The 25,106-nt window shown below is 64.6% G+C and carries 24 protein-coding genes and 1 pseudogene; 19 read left to right on the top strand and 6 right to left on the bottom strand.

The window, feature by feature from the left end:
* Nucleotides 1-39: 39 nt before the first annotated feature.
* The 6 genes from DWB23_RS16250 to DWB23_RS16275 all read left to right on the top strand — a co-directional run bounded on the left by DWB23_RS16250 (nucleotide 40) and on the right by DWB23_RS16275 (nucleotide 7,428).
* A complete protein-coding gene (locus tag DWB23_RS16250; RefSeq protein WP_121743843.1) occupies nucleotides 40-1,101 on the top strand; it encodes an ATP-binding protein in 1,062 nt (353 codons plus the stop codon).
* Nucleotides 1,102-1,182: 81 nt separating this feature from the next.
* Nucleotides 1,183-1,842, top strand: a complete 660-nt coding sequence (locus DWB23_RS16255; RefSeq protein WP_238717488.1) for a DUF7310 family coiled-coil domain-containing protein — start codon at nucleotides 1,183-1,185, stop codon at nucleotides 1,840-1,842.
* Complete coding sequence (locus DWB23_RS16260; protein ID WP_121743845.1) at nucleotides 1,839-2,303, top strand: DUF7311 family protein; 465 nt, start codon at nucleotides 1,839-1,841, stop codon at nucleotides 2,301-2,303. The genes DWB23_RS16255 and DWB23_RS16260 overlap by 4 nt, the downstream gene beginning before the upstream one ends.
* 31 nt (nucleotides 2,304-2,334) lie before the next feature.
* Complete coding sequence (locus DWB23_RS16265) at nucleotides 2,335-4,245, top strand: type II/IV secretion system ATPase subunit (protein WP_121743846.1); 1,911 nt, start codon at nucleotides 2,335-2,337, stop codon at nucleotides 4,243-4,245.
* A 3-nt stretch (nucleotides 4,246-4,248) separates the two neighbouring features.
* Nucleotides 4,249-5,961, top strand: a complete 1,713-nt coding sequence (locus DWB23_RS16270) for a secretion system protein (protein ID WP_121743847.1) — start codon at nucleotides 4,249-4,251, stop codon at nucleotides 5,959-5,961.
* A 174-nt stretch (nucleotides 5,962-6,135) separates the two neighbouring features.
* A complete protein-coding gene (locus DWB23_RS16275; RefSeq protein ID WP_121743848.1) occupies nucleotides 6,136-7,428 on the top strand; it encodes a DUF7125 family protein in 1,293 nt (430 codons plus the stop codon).
* 58 nt (nucleotides 7,429-7,486) lie between these two features.
* Here DWB23_RS16275 and DWB23_RS16280 read toward each other — a convergent pair.
* Nucleotides 7,487-8,185: pseudogene (locus tag DWB23_RS16280) on the bottom strand (MinD/ParA family ATP-binding protein).
* Complete coding sequence (locus DWB23_RS16285; RefSeq protein ID WP_121743849.1) at nucleotides 8,182-8,547, bottom strand: DUF7857 domain-containing protein; 366 nt, start codon at nucleotides 8,545-8,547, stop codon at nucleotides 8,182-8,184. Before DWB23_RS16285 ends, DWB23_RS16280 begins: the two are co-directional and overlap by 4 nt.
* A gap of 182 nt (nucleotides 8,548-8,729) precedes the next feature.
* Between DWB23_RS16285 and DWB23_RS16290 the strand changes: the two genes are divergently transcribed.
* Nucleotides 8,730-9,743 (top strand): type II glyceraldehyde-3-phosphate dehydrogenase, encoded by a 1,014-nt coding sequence (locus tag DWB23_RS16290; RefSeq protein WP_121743850.1) that lies wholly within the window; start codon nucleotides 8,730-8,732, stop codon nucleotides 9,741-9,743.
* 96 nt (nucleotides 9,744-9,839) lie between these two features.
* Entirely contained in the window at nucleotides 9,840-10,241 is a 402-nt protein-coding gene (locus DWB23_RS16295) for an Hsp20/alpha crystallin family protein (protein WP_121743851.1), read from the top strand.
* A 43-nt stretch (nucleotides 10,242-10,284) separates the two neighbouring features.
* Here the strand turns inward: DWB23_RS16295 and DWB23_RS16300 are convergent, their stop codons facing one another.
* The 3 genes from DWB23_RS16300 to DWB23_RS16310 all read right to left on the bottom strand — a co-directional run bounded on the left by DWB23_RS16300 (nucleotide 10,285) and on the right by DWB23_RS16310 (nucleotide 12,458).
* A complete protein-coding gene (locus DWB23_RS16300) occupies nucleotides 10,285-11,160 on the bottom strand; it encodes an ATP-grasp domain-containing protein (protein ID WP_121743852.1) in 876 nt (291 codons plus the stop codon).
* A gap of 253 nt (nucleotides 11,161-11,413) precedes the next feature.
* Complete coding sequence (locus DWB23_RS16305) at nucleotides 11,414-11,944, bottom strand: 50S ribosomal protein L16 (RefSeq protein WP_121743853.1); 531 nt, start codon at nucleotides 11,942-11,944, stop codon at nucleotides 11,414-11,416.
* 283 nt (nucleotides 11,945-12,227) lie between these two features.
* A complete protein-coding gene (locus tag DWB23_RS16310; RefSeq protein WP_121743854.1) occupies nucleotides 12,228-12,458 on the bottom strand; it encodes a MarR family transcriptional regulator in 231 nt (76 codons plus the stop codon).
* Nucleotides 12,459-13,102: 644 nt separating this feature from the next.
* On the opposite strand from DWB23_RS16310, the gene DWB23_RS16315 reads away from it, so the two are divergent.
* The 3 genes from DWB23_RS16315 (at nucleotide 13,103) to DWB23_RS16325 (ending at nucleotide 16,240) form a co-directional block, all read left to right on the top strand.
* Nucleotides 13,103-14,287 (top strand): CBS domain-containing protein, encoded by a 1,185-nt coding sequence (locus DWB23_RS16315; protein WP_121743855.1) that lies wholly within the window; start codon nucleotides 13,103-13,105, stop codon nucleotides 14,285-14,287.
* Between the two features lie 109 nt (nucleotides 14,288-14,396).
* Nucleotides 14,397-15,443, top strand: a complete 1,047-nt coding sequence (locus tag DWB23_RS16320) for an ABC transporter ATP-binding protein (protein WP_121743856.1) — start codon at nucleotides 14,397-14,399, stop codon at nucleotides 15,441-15,443.
* Nucleotides 15,443-16,240 (top strand): ABC transporter permease, encoded by a 798-nt coding sequence (locus tag DWB23_RS16325; RefSeq protein WP_121743857.1) that lies wholly within the window; start codon nucleotides 15,443-15,445, stop codon nucleotides 16,238-16,240. Before DWB23_RS16320 ends, DWB23_RS16325 begins: the two co-directional genes overlap by 1 nt.
* A gap of 52 nt (nucleotides 16,241-16,292) precedes the next feature.
* Here the strand turns inward: DWB23_RS16325 and DWB23_RS16330 are convergent, their stop codons facing one another.
* Nucleotides 16,293-17,309, bottom strand: a complete 1,017-nt coding sequence (locus DWB23_RS16330) for an NADP-dependent oxidoreductase (protein ID WP_121743858.1) — start codon at nucleotides 17,307-17,309, stop codon at nucleotides 16,293-16,295.
* A gap of 144 nt (nucleotides 17,310-17,453) precedes the next feature.
* On the opposite strand from DWB23_RS16330, the gene DWB23_RS16335 reads away from it, so the two are divergent.
* From DWB23_RS16335 to DWB23_RS16370, 8 genes are all read left to right on the top strand, one after another.
* Complete coding sequence (locus DWB23_RS16335; protein ID WP_121744306.1) at nucleotides 17,454-18,155, top strand: carbonic anhydrase; 702 nt, start codon at nucleotides 17,454-17,456, stop codon at nucleotides 18,153-18,155.
* Between the two features lie 160 nt (nucleotides 18,156-18,315).
* Nucleotides 18,316-18,534 carry a hypothetical protein gene (locus DWB23_RS16340; RefSeq protein WP_121743859.1) on the top strand — a complete coding sequence of 73 codons (219 nt, stop codon included), beginning with the start codon at nucleotides 18,316-18,318 and terminating at the stop codon, nucleotides 18,532-18,534.
* Nucleotides 18,535-18,724: 190 nt separating this feature from the next.
* Complete coding sequence (locus DWB23_RS16345; RefSeq protein WP_005554588.1) at nucleotides 18,725-18,919, top strand: cold-shock protein; 195 nt, start codon at nucleotides 18,725-18,727, stop codon at nucleotides 18,917-18,919.
* A gap of 115 nt (nucleotides 18,920-19,034) precedes the next feature.
* Nucleotides 19,035-19,523, top strand: a complete 489-nt coding sequence (locus DWB23_RS16350; protein ID WP_121743860.1) for a cupin domain-containing protein — start codon at nucleotides 19,035-19,037, stop codon at nucleotides 19,521-19,523.
* 131 nt (nucleotides 19,524-19,654) lie between these two features.
* Complete coding sequence (locus DWB23_RS16355; RefSeq protein ID WP_121743861.1) at nucleotides 19,655-20,764, top strand: FecCD family ABC transporter permease; 1,110 nt, start codon at nucleotides 19,655-19,657, stop codon at nucleotides 20,762-20,764.
* Nucleotides 20,764-21,615, top strand: a complete 852-nt coding sequence (locus tag DWB23_RS16360; RefSeq protein WP_121743862.1) for an ABC transporter ATP-binding protein — start codon at nucleotides 20,764-20,766, stop codon at nucleotides 21,613-21,615. Before DWB23_RS16355 ends, DWB23_RS16360 begins: the two co-directional genes overlap by 1 nt.
* 53 nt (nucleotides 21,616-21,668) lie before the next feature.
* A complete protein-coding gene (locus DWB23_RS16365; protein WP_121743863.1) occupies nucleotides 21,669-22,793 on the top strand; it encodes an ABC transporter substrate-binding protein in 1,125 nt (374 codons plus the stop codon).
* 106 nt (nucleotides 22,794-22,899) lie between these two features.
* Entirely contained in the window at nucleotides 22,900-24,966 is a 2,067-nt protein-coding gene (locus tag DWB23_RS16370) for a DEAD/DEAH box helicase (protein ID WP_121743864.1), read from the top strand.
* Nucleotides 24,967-25,106: the final 140 nt, after the last annotated feature.

Below are 25,106 nucleotides of genomic sequence, written 5' to 3' on the forward strand. Positions count from 1 at the left end.
ACTGAGCGTTCAAATCGAAAGGCGCGGCGAGTATCCGGTATGAGTTTCGTACTCGGTCGCGGTGACGACCTCGAGAGCGGCCCCGTCGGGCGGCTCGGTGCGTATCGGGCTCGAGACGGAAGCGAGGGAGCACCACTTCACATCGATTTCGACGGCCCGCACGCGATGTTGATCGTGGGCAAGCGCGGCTACGGGAAGTCCTACACGATGGGCGTGCTGGCGGAGGGCCTCGCTCGAGCGGCCGGCGTCGCACCGGTGATAATCGACCCGATGGGCGTGTTCGACACGCTCGCGACGTCGACCCCCGGTGAAGGCGTCCCGGCAACGATCGTCGACAATCCGGCCGTCGCACCGACGTCGCTCGATCCCCGATCGTGGTGTGCGCTGCTCGGCCTCTCACCGGAGAGCGGCGCGGGAGGGGTCCTCTGGCAGGCTTCACAGGAGGAATCGACGCTCGAGGGGATGGCGGCCCACGTCGAGTCCGCCGACGCCCCGACCGCCGACAGACGGGCGGCGGTCAACCACCTTCGGCTCGCCGACGCGTGGGCGGTCTTCGACGCGGACGGCATCGACGCCGCCGGACTCGGCGGTTCCGAAGCGACGGTCATCGACGTCTCCGGGCTCGAACCCGCGCCGATGAACGCCGTCTGTCGCGGCGTTGGTGAAGCGCTGTATCGCGCACGCGTCACCGAGGCGATCGATCGGCTCCCATGGCTGTTGATAGACGAGGCCCACACGTTCTTCGAGGGCGTCGCCGAACCGGCGCTGCGAACGATTCTGACGCGGGGTCGCGCGCCCGGCGTGAGCCTCGTCTCGGCGACGCAACGCCCGAGCGCCGTCCCGGATGTGGGGATCTCCCAGTCCGATATTTTGCTCTCCCATCGGTTGACGTCCCGAGCGGACCTCGACGCGCTCCGGGCCGCCCAGCCGACGTACATGAACGCCTCGCTGACGGATTCGGATCGGCTTCCGGAGTCGACCGGCGAGGTCGTCATCGTCGACGACGCGACGGAGACAGTCCATTCGGCGCAGATTCGTTCGCGAGATACGCCACACGGCGGTGACAGTCCCCGGGCGAGCGACGTCGTCGCGGACGACTGACGACCGACGCCACCGGTTTCGGCGACTCGAGCGCTCCCGATCGGGCCGATGTTTAAGTACGATGAGTCGGCCAAGAGCGACATGAGCGATATCGAGCGGCTCGACCGGCGGCTATCCGCGGTCGAGCGTGCGGTCGTCGACGGCGACGCCGAGATCGACCGACTCGCGAATCTTGCTGCACTCGCGGAGGACCTCGAGCGCCTCGATTCCCGAGTCGGGAACCACGAACGACGGCTCGCGAAGCTGAACGGAGCGGTCGGTTCGATCGGCGGTTTCGTCGGGAACGTCGAGTCGATCAACGAGGACGTCGAGCGACGAGCCGATGCGGCCATCGCCGACGTCGATCGACTCGAGTACCGGATCGACGAACTCGAGCGAGCGCTCACGGATCGAGGGAGTCGCGACGGCGGACGAGACCGCGACGACGTCAACGGTGACCGAGCGAGAACGACCCCCCGTGCACCGAACGAAGCGGGTGTCGACGGTCGGATCGCCGGATCGGGCCGCGCGTTCGGAGCCACCGCGAGCGGCGCGGATTCGACGGCTCCCGTGACGACGGAACCCACGGCCGACGACGCCCCGTTCGGAGCGCCCGGTGATGCGGAAACAACCGCCGAGACGCTCCTCGAGACGCCGGAAAACAGGGGAGAAACGAACAACAACGGATCGAGCGAGACGTCGATCCGTGGGGACGACGAGTCGAGTACCCTGTTCGCGTCGCTTCGCGCCAGACTCCCGTGATCCGATACGTGCTCGCAGTGGTGTTGACGATCGCACTCCTCGCGATTTCTATCCCCGCCATCGACGCGGCAGCGACGATGAACAGCGAGCGGCAGGTCGACGCGAGTCTGGCGGCGATCGACAACAAGGCGACCTCGCTGATCGAAACCGAGGAGGTGACGCCCGACGGTCACCCCGATCCCCGACGCGTCGTCGAGATGACGCTTCCGCGGGACACGCTGACGACCGCTGAGGTCGACCGCTTCGAACTGGTCCCGTACGAGAGCGGAGGTTACACGCACGCCAGGTACGTTCTCGAGGACGGCACCACTCGAGAGGCGGTTCTCGACGAGCGGATCGTCTGGAACGATCCCGAGGGGAACGAGACGACCGAACTCGGCGGGGCCGGCGAACACCGCCTCGCGCTCGTTTTGGTGGCAGACGAAGACGGAACATCGGTGATCGTCGCCCGACGGGTGTGAGTTTAAATCACAACGCGCTGCCAGTACCGATATGTCACAGGATTGGGTCGCAAGCTCCTTTCGATCGGTTATCGACGAACTCGGACTCGGATCGCTCCTCGAGGACGAGCAGCGCGGGGCGTGTGCCTGCCGCGTCTCCTTCGAGGGCGAGGTGCTGGTAGTCGACGCGGGCGACTGTGACGGCGAACTCGCGAGTTCGGAGCCGTGTCGTCGCACCGTCGTCGACGCGCTCACCGATCGCGAGGCAGCGGGCATCGTCACTCGATCGAACGGAATCGAGCGGCGGTACGGCGATCGAAGCGTCGAACTGCTCGGTGCGGCCGGCCGGTTCGTCGAACTGCTCGGTGATCGCGACGAGCGACTGGCCGAGATCGGCGCTGTGCGTCCGCTCGAGGCCGCTGCGGAGCTGGAGACGCAGATCGGGGCGATCGCGGATATCGCCGTCGAGTCCGGTCTCATTGCCGTCTCGAGCGGGATCGATGGATACGAATCGGCGCTGACATCGACCGTCGGCCTCACCATCGGACACTACTTCGTAGATCGAGACCTCGACGACGAGGCGCGTCTGAAGGGCGTCCGGACGCTCGAGACCGGGAGCGAGGCGCGAATCTACGCGCGGCCGGATAGCGTTCCGCTGTACGTACTCGACGTGGCCGACGGAACGCTCTCCGAAACGGAGCGACGCCAGCTTCTCGAGGGGTACGAGGCTATCGCCGAGGGCGTCGTCGACGGCGATCGTGCGCCATCGCGTGCGATCGAGTACGTCACCGACGAGCCGGCGAATCCGTTGCTGACGAGGGTCCTCTCGAAGCACACGAGCGGCTATGGGATCCTCGAGGATCTGTTCGCGGATCCGCGAGTGACGGACGTCTACGTGACGTCGCCGGTCTCGCGGAACCCGGTCCGGATCGTCGTCGACGGGGAGTCGATGACGACGAACGTACACCTGACGCCGGACGGTGCCCGGGCGCTCGCCTCTCGAGTTCGGCGAACCAGCGGCCGGGCGTTTTCGCGGGCGAATCCGACGGTCCACGCGACGGCCGCTCTCGAGAACGGAACGGGCGTCCGCGTCGCCGGCGTGACCGATCCCGTCGCGGACGGCGTCGCGTTCGCGTTCCGCGAGGAGGCCGACGACAGGTTCACGCTGCCCGCTCTCGTCGCGAACGGCACCGTGCCGGCGGCGGTCGCGGCGTTTCTCTCGGTCGCCGTCGAGCGGAACGCGGCCGCGCTGATCGCTGGCACGCGCGGATCGGGAAAGACGACCCTGCTCTACGAACTGCCCCCGGGCACCCGAACCGTCGTAATCGAGGACACGCCCGAACTCCCGGTGGCTCCGCTGCAGGCAGTCGATCGGGACGTACAAGCGCTGCGGACCGGAACCGGCGACGGGCTGGAGATCACGCCCGACGAGGCGCTCGAGACCGCGCTCAGGCTCGGCGACGGGGCGCTCGTCGTCGGGGAGATTCGGGGCGACGAAGCGCGCGTCCTCTACGAAGCGATGCGGGTCGGTGCGAACGCGAACGCCGTCCTCGGAACGATCCACGGCGACGGTGCCGAGGACGTCTACGAGCGGGTCGTCTCCGATCTCGATGTCGAACCGTCCTCGTTCGGAGCGACGGATCTCGTCGTGACCGTCCAGACACACCGGACGCCGAACGGACGCGAGCGCCGGGTGGCCAGAATCGAGGAGGTGATCGCCAGCGACGACGACATCTGGTTCGAGTCGCTGTACGAACTGGACGGCGAGCGGGCCGCCCCGACCGGACGAATCGATCGCGGCGAAAGCCGGATCGTCGATCGGCTCACCGGATCGAGCGAGGAGTACGCAGCGGTGCGACGGGCGATCGCAGAGCGAACGACGGTGCTCTCGAGGCTCGCCGACGACGGCCGGACGAGTCCGCGCGAAGTCGCCGCAGCGTACGCCGACCGGGGGCGTGAATGAGCGATGGCGGTACTGGCAGCGCTCATTCGGAATCTGGCCGCGCTCTACCCTTACGACGTCGACGGGAGCGACGGCCTCGTCGAGTCGCTCTCGTTTATCGACTCGCCACACGACGACGAGACGATCGTTCGTGCGGGTTACGGGGCCGGTATCGTCGGTGCACTGCTACCCGTGGGGCTGTTGGTGACCTCGGCACCGCTTCCGTTCGTCCTGTTTTTCGTACTCGTAACGCCCGTCGCAGCGGTTCACGCGGTGCACTCGCTCCCGCATCTACAGGCGGCGTTCCGCCGAACGGAAGCGCTCGGCGACACGCCGAACCTTATCGGCCGCGCGGTGTTGCGAATGCAGGTCCAGCCGGCGCTCGAGAGCGCGGTCCGGTTCGCCGCCGAAACCGGGACGGGACCGCTGTCGGACAGTCTCGGCGCCCACGTCGACCGATCGATGGGGACCGCGGAGACGGGGCTGCTGTCGTTCGCCGACGAGTGGGCCGCGTGGTTCCCCGCGTTGCGACGGTCAGCGCACTTGCTCGCGACCGCCCAGGACGCGACGGAGGGCGAGCGAGCGCGAACACTCGACCGGGCGCTAGCGGCCGTGCTCAACGGCACCCGGAATCAGATGGCGGACTTCACCGCCTCGATCCGCGCTCCGACATCCGCGCTGTTCGCCTTCGGGATCATGATCCCGCTGGCACTGATCGCGCTCGTCCCCGCGATACCGATGGTCGGGTTCTCGATCAATATCTGGATCGTCGTCCTGCTATACAACGTCGTCCTTCCCGCGTGTCTCGTCGCCGCGAGCCTCTGGTTGCTCGTCCGTCGGCCGGTCGCGTTCCCGCCGCCGAAGGTCGGTTCCGGTCATCCGAACGTCCCCGATCGGCTCTGGCTGCGCGGGCTGTGGGGGGTGGGTGCCGGCGCGGGCACGTACGCGGTCACGACCCTGGTCGGCCCGGCCCACCTGGCTCCGATCACCGGACTCGGCGTCGGTCTCGGCGTAGGACTCCTGGCGGTCTTCAGCCCCATCCTTCGGGTTCGAAACGACGTTCGTGACGTCGAAGCGCACCTCACCGACGCCCTCTACCTCGTCGGTCGGCAGGTCGCCGAAGGCGAATCCGTCGAATCGGCGATCGAACTCGCGGCCGAGCGCGTTCCCGCCGAGACGGGCGCGGTCTTCGAGCACGCTGCCGGCGTTCAGCGACGGCTTCACGCGGGCGTCGAGGCGGCGTTTCTCGGCGAGTACGGCGCGCTCAGAGCGGTCCCGAGCCCGCGGGCGCGAGGGACGGCCGCACTGCTCGCGATCGCCGCCGACGAGGGGAAACCCGCAGGTCGAGCGATCGTCTCGATGGCCGACCACCTCGAGGAACTCGACGACGTCGAAGCCAGGACCAAACGGAGCCTGCGGGAGGTCACGGGGACGCTCGACAACACGGCAGCGTACTTCGGACCGCTGGTGGCCGGCGCAACGGTCGGGATGGCCGCGATGATGGCGAGCGAAGACATGGCGGGCGCGGACGTCGAGGCCGCCGCCTTCCCGGCCGAATCGCTCGCCATCGTCGTCGGCGTCTACCTGGTTACCCTGTGTTTCATTCTGGTTCCGCTCTCGATCGCCCTCCGGAGCGGGCTGGATCGAGCGCTCTTTGGCTACCACGTCGGACGCGCGCTCGTCACCTCGATGGTGCTGTACGCGGTTACGGTCAGCATCATCGAGCTGGCCCTGTGACGGTGACCGGCCTCGAGCGAACCGTTCGACCGGGACCCGTTCCGACGGGAACTCGAGGACGGCGTATGGAGTGTGATCGGAACCGCGGCCAACGGGACCCGTAGCGGCGACGTCGCGCGTGCAACCGCAGCCGACCGTGTCCATGTTCAAAAGGGAGGACGCGCCACTTCCGGTATGATCGCCATCGCCGGTGCGAAAGGCGGGTGCGGAAAGACGGTAACGACGCTCGGACTCGCGGAGGGACTCGCACGAACCGGAACGCCAGCCGTCGCGATCGATGCCGATCGACAGCTGCCGAACCTGCACGTGGCCGGTGGCGTCGATCGCGAACCGACGCTTGCGACGCTTTCGTCGGACGAAGACGTGCGGGCTATCGCGCAGGTGAGTCCGCGAACGTCGAACGCCGGTATCGTTCCCGCACCGGAGCCCGCCGAAAAACTCGAGATCGAATCGGCGCTCGATCGACTCGAGACCGGTTCGATACAGACGATCGTCGACTGTCCGTCCGGCGCGGGTCCGGACGTCGCCGACGCGCTGTCGGCGGCCGACGGTGTGATCGTCGTCACGACGGACAGCAATCGCAGTCTCGCCGCCGCCGAAACGACGGTGGAGATGGCCCGCCGACTCGACGTTCCGGTGCTCGGGACGGTGCTGAACAGGTGCGAAGCGGTGCCGACGGCCGTCGAATCGTGGGTCGGCGTGCCGGTACTGGGTGTGGTTCCGGAGGCGGAGTCGCCCCTGACGGACGAGGAGACGACGGCGGCCTACGAGGGGATCATCGAGACGCTACGAACACGAAACGCAACCGCCCGGACGCCACCCGCGTACGACGAGGGCCTGCTGCCGACGGGGATCGACGTTCTCGATCGGCGGTTGGGCGGCGGGCTGGCACCCGGTTCCGTCGCGGCACTGACCGCCGAACCGGCCAGTCAGTCGGAGCAACTGCTCTACGAGGCGACCGCCCCTCGCGGAACGCTGTATCTCTCGACCGAACGATCGGCGACGAACGTTCGGCGAGCGATCGAGACCGCGGCCGTCGAGACCGGAAACCCGACCGTTCGTCGCGTCGACGGGGCGGACGCGCTCGAGGAGGCGATGGAAAACGTCCGCAAGCTACCGGACGGAGCGACGCTCGTCGTCGATCTCGCGGACGGACTGGAGCGGCACGATCGATCGGCGTACGTCTCGTTCCTGAACGACCTGAAAGACCGACTGATCGAGAGCGAAAGCGTCGCCCTGTTGCACTGTCTGAACGGGACGGATCGACCGGCGAATCGGACGGCGACGATCCACGCTGTCGACGCCGTTTTCGACCTTCGCACGGTCGAGTCGGGAACCGAGACGACCATCGAACACTACCTGTCGATCCCGAAGTTTCGTCCGGAGGGGGCGCTCACGGAGACGATCGAACTCGCGTTCGACGGACCGGAGTCGGTTCCGATCGAAACGAAGCCGGATACGGAGTGACGACGCGGACGGTCGGTCGTTCAGTGGGGTCGACTCGAGAAGAGAGGGGGATACGGCGTCAGCGAACGCCGATTCGATCGGGGAGACGCTGCTCACAGCGTTCGATCGATCGGGCGACGGATTCGAACGCGTCGATCGCCGCACAGTCCGGATCGACGTCTCGGATCGGCCGCTGCTGTTCCATCGCCTCGTCGACGGCCGATAATTCCTCGATCACCGCGGTCGGGGCACCGAGTTCCCGTACGACGCGATTTTCGAGACGATCGGTCGCGTCGCCTGTCGCCCGGTTGAGGACGATCGACGCGATCGGCGTGTCGAGCGCGAGTGCGATGCGTCAGGTCCGAACGGCGTCGACGAGCGCCGATTCGGTCGGTGCGGTGACCAACACCGACACGTGGGCGCACTCGAGTTGGACGCCGACATCGCGTGCGAGTCCCGCCGGACAGTCGACGACGACGCGACCGCACTCGCGCTCGAGTCGATCGACCACCCGCGGGAGCCTCGCCAGGTTCGATGCGCGGGCACCGGCGAGCGTTCGGCCGCACGGGAGAAAGCGAACCGATCCGATCGGCTCGACCGCCTCGAGCGGGTCCGCCCGCCCCGCGAGAACGTCGTGGAGGTCGGGACCGCTCCCCCGCGGCAGATCCGCCGTTGCGAGATCGGCGTCAACGACGATGGCACCGAGTTCGCGTCCGAGGTTCAACGAGACCGTGGATTTCCCGACACCGCCTTTGCCGCCGCTGACGGCGACGATCATGGCTCCGGCGTGAGGACGGCGGCGGTCGGTGACCACCCGTCTAACGCGGCGAGCACGTCGTCGGACGGCATCGTGTTCTCGTCGGAGGCGCGGGACACCTCGAGAATCTCGAGCGGTGGCTCCGTCGGCGGCGCCGGATCCGCGAAGCCGACGCCGCGACAGCGCCCCGGTTCGACGGTCCCCTCCCAGACGTCCCCGTCCCATTCGGGTTCCGTAACGCCGTCCCGCCGTGGCGGCCACGTCGGACCGTCGAGTCGGCTCTCGAGACGGACCGTCTGTCGGGTCGTCCGCGTGTTCGTGAGGACCGCCGTCACGAACGTTACCCCCGCGCGTCGATCCGTTTCACAGTCGACCTCGATCATGCCGGTATTTCCGGTCCCGCTATCGTATAAAGTCCAACACGTTCGGGCCCGCGTCACCGCCCGAACGTCGATCACCGATCGGCCGAAAACTCACGATAAAGCGCGTAAAACTCACTTCTGAGTTACAATCGATCGCGAAGCCTCGAAACGGTTATCCCCCTCGGTAGTGGACTGCCGGACACATGATTCAGGTCGCGATCAACGGCTACGGCACGATCGGCAAACGCGTTGCAGACGCCGTCGGGCAGCAACCGGACATGGAGGTACTCGGCGTCGCCAAAACGCGGCCGAACTTCGAGGCCGAGACGGCCCTCGACAAGGGGTTTGCGCTCTACGCGGCCGTCGAAGAGCGCGCCGACCGCTTCGGCGAGGCCGGCCTCGAGATCGCCGGTCCCGTCGAAGACATGATCGAGGCGGCCGACGTCGTCGTCGACGCGACGCCGTCGGGAATCGGCGCGAAGAACAAGGAGCTGTACGAGGAGTACGAGACGCCGGCGCTCTACCAGGGCGGCGAGGACGCGTCGCTCGTCGACACCAGTTTCAACGCGCGCTCGAATTTCGAGGACGCCGTCGGCGCGGACCACGTTCGCGTCGTGTCCTGTAACACGACCGGACTCTCCCGAGTGCTCGCGCCGCTGCGCGAGGCGTACGGCGTCGAAAAGGTTCGGGCGACGCTCGTCCGCCGCGGCGGCGACCCCGGCCAGACGTCCCGCGGCCCGATCAACGACATCCTCCCGAACCCGGTCACGATCCCCTCCCACCACGGTCCCGACGTGGAGACCATCTTCGACGACCTCGACATCGACACGCTCGGGATGAAGGTGCCCGCGACGCTGATGCACATGCACAGCCTGAACGTCACGCTCGAGGAGGAAGTCGACGCCGCCGATGTCCGCGAACTCTTCGCCGAGGAGTCCCGACTCTTCCTGATCCCCGAGCGGATGGACATCGACGGCAGCGGGAAACTCAAGGAGTACGCCAACGATGTCGGGCGACCCCGCGGCGACATCTGGGAGAACTGCATCTGGGAGGAATCGATCTCGACCGTCGGCACCGACCTCTACCTCTTCCAGGGGATCCACCAGGAGAGCGACGTCGTGCCGGAGAACGTCGACGCGATCCGGGCGGTCCTCGGTGCAGCCGACGCCCGGGAGAGTATCGAAACGACCGACGAGAGCCTCGGAATCGGCCTGTAACGGGGCCCCGATAGCGAATCCGTGCTTCGGTTTTGCGCCGTTCGAACAACTAGTGACGACAGAAAGTTTTTGGCTCGCGGTCTACTAGAGGTTCGCATGCGCCGAGACGACCGCGACGAACCCTTCGACGACCTGTTTCGCGAGATAGAACGCATGATGAACGAAATGATGAACGGCGCGGACCCCAACGTCGAGTTTAATTCCTCGAGCAACGTCGACACCGGCTTCGGGATGGATACCCACGTGGACATCCACGAGACCGACGAGGAGATCCGCGTGATCGCCGACCTGCCGGGCGTCGAGAAGGACAACATCGAACTCGAGTGCGACGGCAAGACGCTGACCATCTCCGCCTCGAGCGATCACCGGCAGTACGACGAACGCGTCTCGCTGCCCCAGCGCGTCAACGAACACACCGCGTCCGCGACCTACAACAACGGCGTCCTGGAGGTCGTCTTCGACCTCGCAGAACAGTCGTCTGGAATCAGTCTCGAGTGAGACGGCAGTCGCGGTCCCGGTCGCAGTCGTAGTCGCTTGGTTTTTATCGGCGGTCGGCAGTTCTGCGGATCGCAGCCGCGAGTCGATCGTAAAATCCCGGTTCGTACTTCGTCTCCGCATCGATCGTCGGTCGCGCGTTCGTCTCGTTGACTACCAGTCGATCAGCCGTCTCGAGGAGGTCGACGCCGAGGAACGGGATCTCGAGTTCGGTAGCGACGGCTTCGGCTATCTCGCGCCAGGGTTCGGGGAGGTCGACCCCGGTCGCCTCCGCGCCGCGGTGGACGTTGTGTTTCCACTGGCCCTCCGAAACCGCACCATCCGGCAGTCGACGCTCGACCGCACCGACGTACTCGCCCTCGAGCACCATCACCCGGTAGTCGGTCGCGTCGGGCAGGTACTCCTGGACCAGAAACGAGCGGTCGCCGGTCGCCCTGTAGTCGTGGACCAGAGAGAGGTAATCGCAGATCCCCAGAAACGAGTCGAGATCGTGAGCCTTCGCCACGCCGACGCCGCGGGTCGTCGAGTTCGGTTTGACGACGACCGGCGGCTCGAACCGCTCGAAAACGTCGGTCAGTTCCGCTTCCCCGACGTCGTTAGAGACGTACACCGAGTTCGGTACCGGCAGGCCGGCCCGGCCGAGACGCGCGATCACCTCGGCTTTGTTCCGCGAGGTCAGGACGGTCTCGTGGTCGTTGATCCACGGAATCTCGAGGAGGGCGTCGGCGACGCCGCCTTCCATCAGTCGGCCGGGATAGACGTAGCCGGCGTCGTACTCGCCGGGAGACCACGGCGCGTCCTCGCCAAGCGGCACCACGCGCTCGCTCGCGGGCACGTGGTGAACCCGAATCCCCCGCTCGGAAAGCGGCTCGCGCATCCGCTGGAACGTCTCCTGATCGTTCGCGACCGCGAGATCGATCATGGTCGGAACTCGGGATGGAGGAGATAAAAAGGTGCTCGAGATCGAATCGACTCGAGTGTCCGGATTCGGCCGGGAGCGGGCTCCGAGCACCGCGAGGAGTCCGCGACTCGGGGGAGGGCAGGCTGTCGCCCCGTCACCGACCGCGAGTGAGCGAAAGCGAACGGGGGCTCGGAAGACGCGACGTGTCTTCCGGTGCTTTTCATCGAAGTGGTAGGAGGGTGCGCCGAAGGCGCACCCGCAGAATAACAGTTCGTTACGCGATCAGCTGCTCTTCGCCCCGCTCGATGACGACGCGACACGGCGGCGAGATCTTGTTGTAGGCGCGGCGGAGCGCGTCCTTGGCGAACTCAGCGTCGTCGACGTCACACCAGATCGTGAAGATGCGCTCGCCGGCGTTCATTCGCGCGGCGGTACCGACGATCTTCCCGAAGGACTGGCGCATTCCGTCGGAAACACGGTCCGCACCCGCACCCGTCGCCTGCTTGTTCTCTCGGATGACCTGGTGGGGGAACTTCCGAAGAATCATCTTGTAGTTGCCCTCGCCGGCGTTTTTAAGCATGTGACGGTTAGCCGAGAGACGCGATGCCTCGAGGCTCCCGTGGCGGAGCTGAACCTCTTCTTCGGTGATCAGACTGATCTGGATGGGGTACTCGTCAGGATCGGCGCTGATGTCGCCCATCTTGTGCTGTGCGATCTTCGAACCGGGGATTCCAGTGATGTATTCGCGGCGCGTGTACGATGGCTTATCGATAGCCCGGTACATTGAGGCGGGTTTGTCTGACATGGCTGTAGTTACTTACGAAAACGCAGGCCTACCGTGCGGATAAAGGCTTCGAAGCACGCGTTGTGGACGCCGTCGAGCGAGGGGAAACCCGGCTCCCCGACCGCGGAGCGTGAATACCGAGCGCGGTCGGAGTGAGTTCGTCGGGCGCGAGATCGAGGGCTCACACGGCGACGATGGAGTAACGGGCGTCTCGAGCGTCGAATCGGAAACTCCCCGTACCGTGTGGCCGAAGGCGGTGGCGTCAGCGGGGACACGTCGCCGGCAGGGAACAGAACGCGACGGTTCAGTTGCTCGGCACGTACTCGCTACCGCGCTTCTCGACGAGGTCCTGACTCGAGAGGGAGTTGAGGACGCTCAGGATCGCGATCTTCTTCATCGAGAGTATCTGTCCGAGTTCGTCGACCGTCGCGCTCCCGGCCGCCTCGAGGTAGAGGTACACGAGTTTCCCCTGCGGGGACTCGAGTTCGGTCGGAAGCTGGCTGATCTCGTTGGTGGCGTGGGTCTGTTCCATCATCGTACCAACACCAATGTCGAACTTCCGTATAAATCTATGGTGCAGTGAGTGCATATTGGATAACGAGTATTATTGTGATTATATGTATTGTTTTGGTGTGTCATAGCGAAGTCGAGCTGCGTGCAAGAACAGTATCGGTCATAGAGTGCATCGTTCGGGCGTTAGGAAGGGTTTTCTGAGACGGGACTGGAATTCGACAAAAGAGCAAGCGTGTGTAAGCTTTCTCACATTTTAGCTGCAGGAACTGAGAATATGCGACGACAAATAGCAGCAAGAACCGAGATATTTCACGCCCACAATACCATATAAGGTGTATTAATATCGGGGAAGGCGCTACGAGTGAGGCCTCGGTGAAACGTCGGTACTAGCCGTCTCGAGAGGAATGTCCGAATCGGACGACAGACTCGGCGATCGATTCTCGAGAGTGGAGGTGATTTTGAACCGAGCGTAGTCGACGACCGTGTCGCGTTCGTGCGCCCTTTAGTAAGCAACGAAGGTCGAATACGCACTCGACCGTACGTGGGCCGTGCGATCGGTGTGTCAATTGTTTCGATTGGTTGCTATCGCATGTGAGTTGCGTACTGCTACAAAGGAACCGTCGATCCAGCGGCGTGTTTAAGGCCCTTCCACAGGAAGAATAGGGCATGATGAAGAGTTTCCGGATCGGCTCCCTGTTCGGGATCCCGATCAAGCTGGATCTCACGTTCTTGTTGGTGCTTCCGCTGTTCGCCTACCTCATCGGCGTCCAGCTCGAGCCCGTTATCGAGATTCTCAATTCGAGTCTGGGCGCTGGAATCGACGTCGACGCGCTCACGGCCGAGTCGTGGCTGCCGTACCTCGTCGGCCTCGTTGCGGCGATCGGGCTGTTCGTCGGCGTCGTCTTGCACGAACTCGGCCACTCGCTGACGGCACAGCGCTACGGCTTTCCGATCGACTCGATCACGCTCTGGCTGTTCGGCGGCATCGCCGCCCTCTCGGAGATGCCCGAGGATTGGCGACAGGAGTTCACCATCGCCATCGCCGGCCCAATCGTCTCCGTTCTCGTCGGGATCGTCTCGTTCGCGCTCTTTCTCGTGGTTCCAGAGAGCCTCGACGGCGTCCGCTTCGTCCTCGGCTACCTCGCCGTACTGAACATCGCACTCGCCGTCTTCAATATGATCCCCGCGTTCCCGATGGACGGCGGTCGCGTCCTGCGCGCGTTCCTTGCCCGCAGCCAGCCGTACGCGAAAGCCACCCAGCAGGCCGCGAGCATCGGGAAGCTCTTTGCGATTTTGATGGGACTGTTCGCGCTGATCCCCCCGTTCAACATCATCCTGCTCGGGGTCGCCTTCTTCGTCTACATCGCCGCCTCGAGCGAAGCCCAGCAGGTGACGATGAAAGCCGCCTTCCAGGACGTTACCGTCAGCGATATCATGACGCCGACGCGCGACCTGCAGACCGTCGAACCGGAGACGACGGTCTCCGAACTGATCAGACGGATGTTCACCGAACGCCACACGGGGTACCCGGTCATCGAGAACAGCGCGTACGACGACGGTCGACTCGTCGGCCTCGTGACGCTGTCGGACGCTCGAGAGATCGATCCGGTCGAGCGCGACGCCTACACGGTCGAAGACGTGATGTCAACCGACCTGAAGACGATTTCGCCGGATTCGGACGCGATGACGGCGATCGAACGGATGCGCGAGAACAACATCGGTCGCCTTCTCGTCGTCGAGGACGACGATCTCATCGGCCTGATCTCGCGATCGGACGTGATGACCGCCTTCGATATCGTCCAAAAGAGCGGGTCGGTCAACCCGGCGGCCCAACCGCGAACCGCGGACTGATCGCCGCAGCGAATCGAACGCACGGGTGAACCGGCAAAAAGAGCCGTAACGGCCGTCTCGAGTGCCGAGACCAATATTCTTAACCGCGGCCGGGGCTGACACTGTGTCGATGCCACCGGCCATCGAGACCGTCGATCTCGTAAAGGATTACGGCGAGTTGCGCGCGCTGCAGGAACTCTCGCTGACCGTCGAGGAAGGCGAGTTCTTCGGCCTGCTCGGGCCCAACGGCGCGGGCAAGACGACGTTCATCAACACGCTGGTCGGACTGGTCCGCAAGAGCGGCGGCGAGGCGCGGGTTTTCGGCCACGACGTCGAGACGGAGTACCGCGCGGCGCGGGATGCCATCGGCGTCGCCCCGCAGGAATTCAACGTTGACAGGTTCTTCCCCATTCGGGAAGTCCTGGAGCACAAGGCGGGCTACCACGGGATCCCCGAGGACGAAGCCGCCGAGCGCGCGGACGAGGTTCTCAAGCGAGTCGGCATTTACGACAAGCGAAACGAACGCTTCGACTGGCTCTCAGGCGGGATGAAACGCCGGCTCCTGCTCGCTCGAGCGCTCGTCACCGAGCCCGACCTGCTCATCCTCGACGAGCCCACGGCGGGCGTCGACGTGCAGTTGCGCCACGATCTCTGGGAACTGGTGACGGAGCTCAACGAGGAGGGAACGACGATCCTCCTGACGACCCACTACATCGAGGAGGCCGAACGCCTCTGCGACAGGGTCGCGATCATGAACGAGGGCCGGAAGGTGACCGTCGCGACGCCCGACGAACTGAAGACTCGAGGCACTGATACGATCTCCGTTCGCCTCGAGTCGCCGCCGGCCGACACCGCAGTACCCGACCTCGCGGCCGATCTCGGCGCGTACGCCCACGAGGTGACGACGGCCGGCGATCGCCTCGAGGTTCGCGTGGACGACGGCGGTTCGAGCGCACCGCAGTTGCTCAACGATCTCGAGGCCGCGGGCTACGAGATCGCGGACCTCGAGATCGCTCGAACCTCGCTCGAGGAGATCTTCGTCGACCTGACGAAAAGCGAGGATCGAACGGTAACTCGGTCCAGCGGGTCGGCGGGTGCGGACGAGGCCGAGTCGGACGCAGCGGACGAAACCGAATCGGACGCCGCGAACCAAACCGAACAGGAGGGGGTCGCCTGATGTTCTCCGTCGGGTTTCGAGCGCTCTTTCGACGCGAGATCCTCCGGTTCGTCCGTCGGCCCAAGAACACGTTCATGCCGCCGGCGATCACGAACGTGCTCTACTTCGCCGTCTTCGGTATGATTCTCGGCGGCCGGATCGAGGAACCCGTCGACGGAATCGGGTACATCCTCTTTCTGATCCCCGGATTGATCGTGTTGGGAACCATCTCGAACGCCTTCGAGAACGCCTCGTTCTCCATCTTTCACGGCCGGTGGAACGAGTACATTCACGAGACGCTCACCTCGCCGCTTTCCTACGCCGAGATGGTCGTCGCCTACGTCGGTGCCAGCGCGGTCCGCGGACTGATCGTCGGCGTCATCATCGCCCTGATCGGTCGGCTGTTCGTGCCGATTTCGGTCGAACACGGCCTGTTCCTCGTCGCGACGATGGTCGTCATCGCCGCGCTCTTTGCGGGGTTAGGGATCATCGGCGGCCTCGCCGCTCGAGACTTCGACGATCTCACTGTGATGAACCAGTTCATCCTGCGGCCGCTCGTGTTCTTCGGCGCGGTCTTTTACTCGCTGACCATGCTGGATTCGCTCTGGCAGTACGTCTCCCTGCTGAATCCGATGGTGTACATGGTCGACAGCGTCCGGTACGGACTGCTCGGCTACTCGGATATGCTGGAGATCGCGCCGCCGGCCTACGCCGAGTTCGCGCCGTACATGTCCCTCGGGGTGCTCGCCGTCCTTGCCAGCGCCGTCATCGCGCTCGACGTCTACCTGTTCAAGATCGGTTACGGTCTGACCGACTGAACGCCGATCGGTCCGAGCGACCGGCACTCGAGGGTGGCGCGGATCGCGCCGATCACCGCTCGTAGTCGGCGACCTTGACGAGTTGCTTGCCGATGTTTTCGCCCTCGAAGAGACCGAGGAAGGCGTCAGGGGCGTTCTCGAACCCGTCGACGACGTTCTCCCGATACTGGATCTCGCCGCTCTGGACGAACTGCGAGAGTCGCTCGAGCGCCTCGCCCCAGCGCGGCTGGTAGTCGCTAACGAGCAGCCCCTCGACCGTCGCGCGGGTCTCGATGAGTTTGGCGAGCTTTCGCGGGCCAGTCGGCACCTCGGTCTCGTTGTAGAGCGCGATCTGACCGCAGACCGCGACGCGGGCGTCGACGTTCAGCCGTGGCCAGACGGCGTCCGTGATGGGGCCACCGACGTTGTCGAAGTAGACGTCGACGCCGTCGGGACAGGCGTCGTCGACCGCGCCGGAGAGGTCGTCGGTCTCCTTGTAGTTGATCGCGGCGTCGAAGCCGAGCTCCTCGATGAGCCACGTCGTTTTCGCCTCGCTTCCGGCGGTACCGACCACTCGAGCCCCCGAGAGGCGGGCGAGCTGACCGACGACGGAGCCGACCGCGCCCGCGGCCGCGGAGACGACGACGGTGTCGCCGGGTTTCGGATCGCCGACGTCGTTCAGCCCCCAGTACGCCGTGACGCCGGGCATCCCGAGCACACCGACGGCCGTCGAAATCGGGCCGTGGTCGGGGTTCACCCGCTGGAGTTCGTTCGCGTCCGCAACGGCGTGTTCAGCCCACAACAGATCGCCGGTAACGACATCCCTCTCCGCGAACTCGTCGGCGTTGGACTCGAGGACTTCGCCGACGATACTGGCCGACATCGGATCGCCGACGTTCCACGGCTCGGCGTACGATTCCGCATCGCGCATGCGACCGCGCATGTACGGGTCGACGGACTGGTAGAGCGTCTTCACGAGCACCTCGCCGTCGTCGGGTTCGGGACGGTCGACGGTGACGAGTTCGAAGTTTTCCTGCGTCGGTTCCCCGACCGGACGGCTCGCGAGGCGCCACTGTCTGGTTTCTACCATACGCGTTCATCGTGATACGGGGAGGTCAATATTGGCTTCCCGGAACCGGCTCAGTCGAAGACGGCGGCCGCCACCGGTCTCGGCACTCGGCGCCAAAGTTGGGGAAACGGAATCGTTTTACTTCTGATTTCGCGTATGGATCGTATGTGCGCGGACCACGACGTGCTACACGAGTTGCTCGCCGGAAACGAACGCCACCTCGAGGAGCTCCCGACGGAGTACTTTTCGGCCGTACAGGACGGACAACGGCCGGACGCGGTCTCCGTCTGCTGTTCTGACTCCCGAGTCCCGCAGGAACGAATGTGGGGCGTCGATCAGCCGGGAACGATCTTCACCCCCAGTAATATCGGCAATCAGGTCTGGGACGAGGACGACGGCGAGCTGATCGTCGACGGCGGGATCCTGTATCCGATCGCCCACACCGGAACCGACGTCGCGGCCGTCGTCGGCCACACCGGTTGCGGTGCCGTTACCGCGGCCTACCGGGCGGCGACCGACGGCGAACTGCCCGGCCCGCAGGGCGTCGACAAGTGGGTCGAACAGCTCGTCCCCGTCGTCGAGGCGGGCCTCGAGAGCGACCTGATCGACGCCGACGCGGCCGATGAAACGGTGATCAACCAGCTCGTCGAGTACAACGTCAACCACCAGACGCAGTTTCTGCGTGCCGCCGACGACGTCCCCGACGACGTCGACATCTACGGCTTCGTCTACGACTTTCAGGGCGTCTACGGCGACGAGAAGGGACGGACCTACCTGATCAACGTCAACGGCGAAACGGTGCCAGAGGTGATCGCCGAGACCGTCCCGGACGAGTACGCCGGCGCGATCGGAAGTCTGCTCTACTGACCCACACGACCGGTACTACCGTCCGATTCCCGGCCCGAAATGCCGGCGTTGGCGGTCCGAGCCGGACCACCGGGGTTTCGCTCCCGGTCAGGCGATCCGAGGCATCCTCGAGACAGCACGTGTCGGTATCGTTTTGCCGTTCGCAACGAGAGGACGTCCTATGAGGGAGTTCTTCGACTCCGATACGGGCTTTTACTACGCGATCGGCCTCTTTACGATCGGCGTCTTTCTCGCGGCGCTGGCGGTGCTCGCGATGACCAGTCCCGCCGATATCGGGACGCGAGAACTCGGCGGCCTCGTCGTCGGCTTTTCCGTGTTCATGCTGGTGTATTTCGTCTCGATAACGGTGTATCGACTCGAAGGACGAGAAGAGCGGTAGGAGCTACGGGCCGTCACTCACACCCGGCCACGCTGGTCTCGTGTGACCGGTGGGAAACTCGTTGCAATCGGTGCCGGATAACGAGGCCGAAAACCACAAATACGGCCGCGATAGCGCCTATGCGGCCGAATATCGTTCGTTCTCTCGGGGCAGAGGACTTATAACTCTCGAGAGCGTCAGTTCGGATGCAATGGCGAAAGGAACCGTTGATTTCTTCAACGACACTGGCGGCTACGGATTCATCGAAACTGAGGACGCGGACGACGACGTGTTCTTCCACATGGAAGACATCGGCGGCCCGGACCTTGAGGAAGGACAGGAACTCGAGTTCGACATCGAGCAGGCCCCCAAAGGCCCGCGCGCGACGAACGTCGAGCGCCTGTAAGGCGAATTCGCGGAGGTATCGGCACTTCAGAACTGTATTTTACGTCCCCGAGCGACGGCGCTGTACCGGCGGCGATTCGCCGAACGTTTAGTAGCTCCGACGCCCAGGGAGAACCATGGCAGAACGCGAGTCCGAATCCGACCCCGTACCGCTGGTCCGCCGCGGCGACGAGATCAAGTACGAGTCCGTCGACGCCGCCGAGGGCCTCGAGAAAGGCGTCCTGATCGACGAGGCAGACGGCGCGCCGACCTTCGCGATCCGGCGGTTCGTCCTTGAGCCCGGTGCGACGGTTCCGGCACACACCAACGCCGTTGAACACGAACAGTACGTTCTCGAAGGAGAGTACACGGTCGGTATCAGCGATGTGCCGGAGGCGAATCGAGCAAACGGCGATAGCGCGGAGCGGAACTCCGCGGACCGTTCGAGCGGGCGACGCCCACGAGAAGAAGCCGTCGACGGCGACGAGGAGTACGAGGTCGGGCCGGGCGACTCGTTGTTCATCCCTGCCGGTACCCGTCACTGGTACCGCAACGAGGGCAAGCAACGCGGTGCGTTCATCTGTGCCGTCCCTAACGGTGACGACGAGATCGAACTGCTCGAATGACCGCCACTCGGCCGCTTCTCACTGCCGTCTCGGAACGCCGATTCCGATCATCCGGTATGGTAGCGTATCGTGTGATTCTGTCGGCCCGCAACCACAACTACTAAGCGTGATTTAGGCCTACCTAAGTTGAGATGGCAGAATCGCAGTTATCTGCGCCACACGCGAGCAATCAGGATCAGGAGGGATGGTTCACCGGAACGCTCGCTGTGTTCTGTCTGGGGAGTGTGCTCATCACCATCGTGGCTGGACTCGTACAGGTTAGTTTCGGCGAGTACTCGCTGACGGTCGTCGAAGCCTGGAAAGCGGTGTTCAACCCGGCGGTGGTGTTCAATCTCGATGCCTGGTCGGCGTTCCTGTTCGGAACCGCGCTGCCGGAAATGAGCACTAACAGCGTCGTCGTCTGGAACCTCCGGCTCCCGCGGGTGTTCGTCGCGATCATCGCCGGGACGACGCTCGCGATCTCCGGAGCGATCTTCCAGGCGGTGACGCGCAACGAACTCGCCAGCCCCTTCGTGCTCGGGGTCAGCTCCGGCGCCGGGTTCGCGGTCCTCGCAACGCTCGTCGTCTTCAGCGGTCTCGCACCGTTTCTCCCGCTAATCGCCGCACTGGGCGGAGCGCTCGCGTTCCTGATCGTCTACGGGATCGCCTGGAAAGGCGGAACCAGCCCCGTCCGCCTCGTGCTCGCGGGCGTGGTCGTCAACATGGTGTTCCAGTCGCTCCAGCAGGGGCTGTTCTTCTTCGCGGACGATCTCGGGGTCGTCCAGACGGCGATCGCCTGGATCACGGGCTCGCTCACGGGGACCGGATGGGCGGAGGTTCGGATCGCGATCGTGCCGGCCATCGTTTCGATCGTGATCGCGCTCGCCGGTGCCCGGCAGTTGAACGTCTTGTTACTGGGAGAGAGCACCGCCAAGTCGCTCGGTATGCGCGTCGAACGCGTCCGCTTCGTCTTCTCCGGCGTCGCTATTCTGGCCGCGAGTGTCGCCATCGCGGTTGCGGGAATTATCAGCTTCTTCGGCCTCGTGGTGCCCCACATCGTCCGAAATACGGTGGGTGGTGACTACCGTCGACTGATGGTCGGCTGTCTGTTCGCCGGCCCGGCGCTGATGGTCGTCGCCGACGTCGGCGCGCGGCTCGCCCTCGGCGGCACCCAGGTACCCGTCGGCGTCGTCACCGGACTGATCGGCGGGCCGTACTTCCTCTACCTGATGCGCAAGCAACAATCGATGGGTGAACTCTAATGCCACAACAGAACCAGAAAACGACGCACGAACAGATCACCGACAGCAACGGCGTCACGGTCGACAGCGCGCTGGTCGGGGACGGTCTCGAGTTGCGCTACCCGAGCAGCGACGAAACGATCGTCGACTGTGCACGGCTCGACATTCCCGAGGAGGCGGTGACCGCGCTCGTCGGACCGAACGGCAGCGGAAAGAGTACCCTCCTGAAGGCGCTCTCGAAGCACCTCGAGCCGGAGACGGGAACGGTCCGAATCCACGGCGAGGATCTCGACACCTTCACCCGAAAGGAACTGGCCCGCGAGATGGGCGTTCTCTCGCAGGAAAACGACTCGCTGGGCTCGATCACCATCAAGGATCTCGCCTACCACGGCCGCTATCCACACCGCGGATTCTTCGACGGCGTCAGTCAGGACGATCACGAGGCGGTCGCCCGCGCGCTCGAGCTAGCGGGAATCGAACACATACAGGACGCCGAACTCGGGCAGCTAAGCGGCGGGCAGAAACAGTTGGCCTGGATCGCCATGGTGTTAGCGCAGGACACAGACGTCCTGTTGCTCGACGAGCCGACGACGTTTCTGGACATCCACCACCAGTTCCGCGTGCTCGAGACCATTCGCCAGCTCAACGAACAGAAGGGCGTTACCGTGGCCGTCATCCTGCATGACATCGCACAGGCGGCCCGCTTCGCGGATTACCTGGTTGCCATGCGTGACGGCGAACTGTACGACTGGGGGCCGCCGGAGGAGGTCGTGACCGAACAGCTGCTCGCCGATGTCTTCGGCGTCGAGGCCAGCGTCGCGTACGAGCCCGAACTCCAGGTGTTGCCGAAGCGAGCGCTGAGCGACCGGTAACCGAGCCGGTGTCAGTCGGAAGAACTTTATATTTTTAGGTCGACCTAAACCTGATGAGTGATCAACGAACGTGGACGCGACGAAACGTCCTTCGGACGAGTGGAACGGTCGCCGGCGTGGGTGTTATGGCCGGTTGTATCGACGGGGACGACGGGGGAGACGACACTGACGACGGGTCGAACGACGGCCCGTACACGGTGACGATGCAACCGGTCGGCGACGTCGAGTTCTCCTCCGTCCCCGAGACGTGGGCCGCCAACAACGGAAGCTGGGCCGACATGGGGATCGCGCTCGGCCAAGAACCGCCGACGGCCATGTATCTCGCGAGGCGCTATCACACGCAGTATTACGACGACATTCCCGGTGTGAGTGTCGATCCGGCTGAAGATGATATCGAGTCGCTCTGGGACGATGAGCTGACCCGTGAGGAGTTCATCGAACTGTCCAACGCCGTGGACGTCTTCGTCATGGATCCGAATTTCCTCAAGGGTCGGGCCGACTGGAGCGACAACGACATCGAACAGGTCGAAGCGACCGGGACGCCGTTCTTCGGGAACAGCATCTTCTCGCAGGGGTACGGATGGCACGAAGACTACGACTACCTCTCGCTGTACGAGGCGTTCGAGAAACTCGCCGAGGTGTTTCGGGAAGAAGAGCGGTACGAAGAATTCGACACGCTGCACGACGAGTTCCAGTCGAACCTCGAGGAGGTCGTTCCCTCGGACGACCCGCCGTCGGTCGCCATCGTGTGGCCACAGGAGGGTGACTCGTTCCTCCCCTACGTCATCGGTGAGGGGACGAGTTTCAAACACCTCCGGGACCTCGGGGTCGAGGACGCGCTCGCGAACACCGGTGTCAAGGACTTCCACAGCAACCGCGGGGCGATCGATTACGAGACGCTCCTCGAAGTCGATCCGGAAAACCTCCTGCTACGCAGCGAGCGATACCAGTCCCGGGAAGCGTTCGAGCAGGATGTCGTCGAGCCGATGAAGGACCACGACGTTGCACAGCAACTGACGGCCGTCCAGAACAACGACGTCTACCGGGCCGGCCCGCTCTATCAGGGGCCGATCATCAACCTCGCCGTCACTCAGCAGTTGGCCGAACAGCTCTACGGCATCGAGGAGGAGCTGTACGATCCACAGGAAGTCAGCGACATCGTCAACGGCGACTTCTAGGCGACCACTCGGTCGGAACCGGTGGCGGCACGCATCCGGATCGACTCGCGCACCCGACGCACTCGAGTCCGAATCGCTCAAGTACGCCACGCTGCTATCGAGTGATGTGTCGAAGCAGGTCCAGGAGGTCGAAACGATATTCTGCCACGAGATCGGCGACGATTTCCTCGTCGTCGTCGAACGTGACGGACAGCGGCTGTTCCGGGCGAAGCTCGGGCTCTCGGAAACCTCGGCCGGCCCCCGCCCCGCGAAGTTCCGCCTGAAAGACGGCTCGAGCGAAGAGCCCCGCCAGCCCGACGAGTTCGTCGAACTCGCGCGCCGAGCGCGGCGGATCCGCATCTCCGAACAGACCTCTCGTGCGAGCCGACAGAAACTGATGGAGATGTTCAGTGGCTACCAGCTCGAGGACAAAGCCAAATCCGTCCGGACCTGTCGGTACTGCGCCTCCGCGGGCGAATACTCGCCGATAACGACCGATACGGCGATCAAAGACGACAACGACTGGATCTGTCACGACTGCGCTCGACGGGAACTCGAGCGCCAGCTCACCTACGCCGGCGGCGGCGAGGTCAGCGGGGCAGCCAAGGACCGCCTCGAGGACCTCATGATGGAGGTTCAGGACTTAGAACGGATCGTCAACCTCCTGAAGGGGCAGCTCGATCCCGACCTGACGAAGTTCGATACCATCTCGGCGACGACCGACGAGGTCGATCCCGTCCGGGTGGACTCCCTGGACCTGCACCCCGATCTGCAGGCGCTGCTCGAAGACCGGTTCGATACCCTCCTCCCGGTGCAGAGCCTCTCGGTCGAAAACGGCCTCCTCGAGGGCGACGACCAGCTCGTCGTCTCGGCGACGGCGACCGGGAAGACCCTCGTCGGGGAGATGACCGGTATCGACCGCGTCCTCAAGGGCGAGGGAAAGATGCTCTTTCTCGTGCCCCTGGTCGCACTGGCGAACCAGAAACACGAGGACTTCAAAGACGAGTACGGTCACCTCGTCGACGTCTCCATTCGCGTAGGCGCGAGTCGGATCGCCGACAACGGCAACCAGTTCGATCCCCACGCCGACGTCATCGTCGGCACCTACGAGGGAATCGATCACGCCCTCCGGACGGGCAAGGATATGGGCGACATCGGAACCGTCGTCATCGACGAGGTCCACACCCTCAAAGAGGAAGATCGCGGGCACCGCCTGGACGGCCTCATCTCGAGGCTTAAATACACGTGCGAGCAGCGGGCGGCGCGACGGGAGGCGTACGACGGCGCGCAGTGGGTCTACCTCTCGGCGACCGTCGGAAACCCCGAACAGCTCACGGAAGCGCTCGAGTCGACGCTCATCGAGTTTGAGGAGCGACCGGTGCCGATCGAGCGCCACGTCAGCTTCGCCGACGGCCAGGAGAAGGTGCGAGTGGAGAACAAACTCGTCAAACGCGAGTTCGATACCGAGTCCTCCAAAGGGTATCGCGGGCAGACGATCATCTTCACGAACTCGCGCCGGCGCTGTCACGAAATCAGCCGAAAGCTGCACTACTCGGCCGCCCCGTACCACGCCGGCCTGGACTACAGGCAGCGAAAGAAGGTCGAACGACAGTTCGGCGAGCAGGAGCTCTCCGCGGTCGTGACGACCGCCGCGCTGGCCGCAGGGGTCGACTTCCCGGCCTCGCAGGTCATCTTCGACTCGCTCGCGATGGGGATCGAGTGGCTCTCCGTCCAGGAGTTCCACCAGATGCTCGGCCGCGCGGGTCGCCCGGACTACCACGACAAGGGGAAAGTGTACGTCCTCGTCGAACCCGACTGCGCCTACCACAACTCCATGGAGATGAGCGAGGACGAAGTCGCCTTCAAGCTGTTGAAAGGGGAGATGGAGTCGGTGATGACCCACTACGACGAGTCCGCGGCCATCGAGGAAACGCTGGCGAACATCACCGTCGGCGGCAAGGCCGCGAAGGCGCTCAACGACCGCATGCTCGGCAACGTGCCGACGAAACACGCCCTCGGAAAGCTCCTGCAGTACGACTTCATCGACGGCTTCGAACCCACGCCGCTCGGCCGGGTCGTGACCCGACACTTCCTCGAGCCCGGCGAGGCGTTCACGCTCGTCGACGGCATCCGGAAGGACGCCCATCCGTACGAACTCGTCGCGGATATCGAGCTCCGCGATGCCGACCTCTAGGCACTCCCGACCTCGAGCGGCGGATCGTCAGTTCGGCCGTGTCTTTATCGGACGGCCGGGCGTTCCTCCCTTCGCGAACGCGGCCGGAATCCTTTTACCGAACCTGTTAGCGGCCGGAACGATAAAGAACGGAGGACGCA

Source organism: Natronorubrum halophilum (genome assembly GCF_003670115.1).
GTDB lineage: Archaea > Halobacteriota > Halobacteria > Halobacteriales > Natrialbaceae > Natronorubrum > Natronorubrum halophilum.

What these genes read in the sequence shown, in the direction of transcription:
- DWB23_RS16275 (WP_121743848.1), top strand. Translation starts at nt 6,136, where the DNA reads ATGATCGCCATCGCCGGTGCGAAAGGCGGGTGCGGAAAGACGGTAACG.
- DWB23_RS16355 (WP_121743861.1), top strand. Translation starts at nt 19,655, where the DNA reads ATGGCAGAATCGCAGTTATCTGCGCCACACGCGAGCAATCAGGATCAG.
- DWB23_RS16300 (WP_121743852.1), bottom strand. Translation starts at nt 11,160, where the DNA reads ATGATCGATCTCGCGGTCGCGAACGATCAGGAGACGTTCCAGCGGATG.
- DWB23_RS16290 (WP_121743850.1), top strand. Translation starts at nt 8,730, where the DNA reads ATGATTCAGGTCGCGATCAACGGCTACGGCACGATCGGCAAACGCGTT.
- DWB23_RS16340 (WP_121743859.1), top strand. Translation starts at nt 18,316, where the DNA reads ATGAGGGAGTTCTTCGACTCCGATACGGGCTTTTACTACGCGATCGGC.
- DWB23_RS16295 (WP_121743851.1), top strand. Translation starts at nt 9,840, where the DNA reads ATGCGCCGAGACGACCGCGACGAACCCTTCGACGACCTGTTTCGCGAG.
- DWB23_RS16325 (WP_121743857.1), top strand. Translation starts at nt 15,443, where the DNA reads ATGTTCTCCGTCGGGTTTCGAGCGCTCTTTCGACGCGAGATCCTCCGG.
- DWB23_RS16305 (WP_121743853.1), bottom strand. Translation starts at nt 11,944, where the DNA reads ATGTCAGACAAACCCGCCTCAATGTACCGGGCTATCGATAAGCCATCG.
- DWB23_RS16365 (WP_121743863.1), top strand. Translation starts at nt 21,669, where the DNA reads ATGAGTGATCAACGAACGTGGACGCGACGAAACGTCCTTCGGACGAGT.
- DWB23_RS16255 (WP_238717488.1), top strand. Translation starts at nt 1,183, where the DNA reads ATGAGCGATATCGAGCGGCTCGACCGGCGGCTATCCGCGGTCGAGCGT.
- DWB23_RS16350 (WP_121743860.1), top strand. Translation starts at nt 19,035, where the DNA reads ATGGCAGAACGCGAGTCCGAATCCGACCCCGTACCGCTGGTCCGCCGC.
- DWB23_RS16320 (WP_121743856.1), top strand. Translation starts at nt 14,397, where the DNA reads ATGCCACCGGCCATCGAGACCGTCGATCTCGTAAAGGATTACGGCGAG.
- DWB23_RS16285 (WP_121743849.1), bottom strand. Translation starts at nt 8,547, where the DNA reads ATGATCGAGGTCGACTGTGAAACGGATCGACGCGCGGGGGTAACGTTC.
- DWB23_RS16330 (WP_121743858.1), bottom strand. Translation starts at nt 17,309, where the DNA reads ATGGTAGAAACCAGACAGTGGCGCCTCGCGAGCCGTCCGGTCGGGGAA.
- DWB23_RS16315 (WP_121743855.1), top strand. Translation starts at nt 13,103, where the DNA reads ATGATGAAGAGTTTCCGGATCGGCTCCCTGTTCGGGATCCCGATCAAG.
- DWB23_RS16335 (WP_121744306.1), top strand. Translation starts at nt 17,454, where the DNA reads ATGTGCGCGGACCACGACGTGCTACACGAGTTGCTCGCCGGAAACGAA.
- DWB23_RS16250 (WP_121743843.1), top strand. Translation starts at nt 40, where the DNA reads ATGAGTTTCGTACTCGGTCGCGGTGACGACCTCGAGAGCGGCCCCGTC.
- DWB23_RS16310 (WP_121743854.1), bottom strand. Translation starts at nt 12,458, where the DNA reads ATGATGGAACAGACCCACGCCACCAACGAGATCAGCCAGCTTCCGACC.
- DWB23_RS16265 (WP_121743846.1), top strand. Translation starts at nt 2,335, where the DNA reads ATGTCACAGGATTGGGTCGCAAGCTCCTTTCGATCGGTTATCGACGAA.
- DWB23_RS16345 (WP_005554588.1), top strand. Translation starts at nt 18,725, where the DNA reads ATGGCGAAAGGAACCGTTGATTTCTTCAACGACACTGGCGGCTACGGA.
- DWB23_RS16270 (WP_121743847.1), top strand. Translation starts at nt 4,249, where the DNA reads ATGGCGGTACTGGCAGCGCTCATTCGGAATCTGGCCGCGCTCTACCCT.
- DWB23_RS16360 (WP_121743862.1), top strand. Translation starts at nt 20,764, where the DNA reads ATGCCACAACAGAACCAGAAAACGACGCACGAACAGATCACCGACAGC.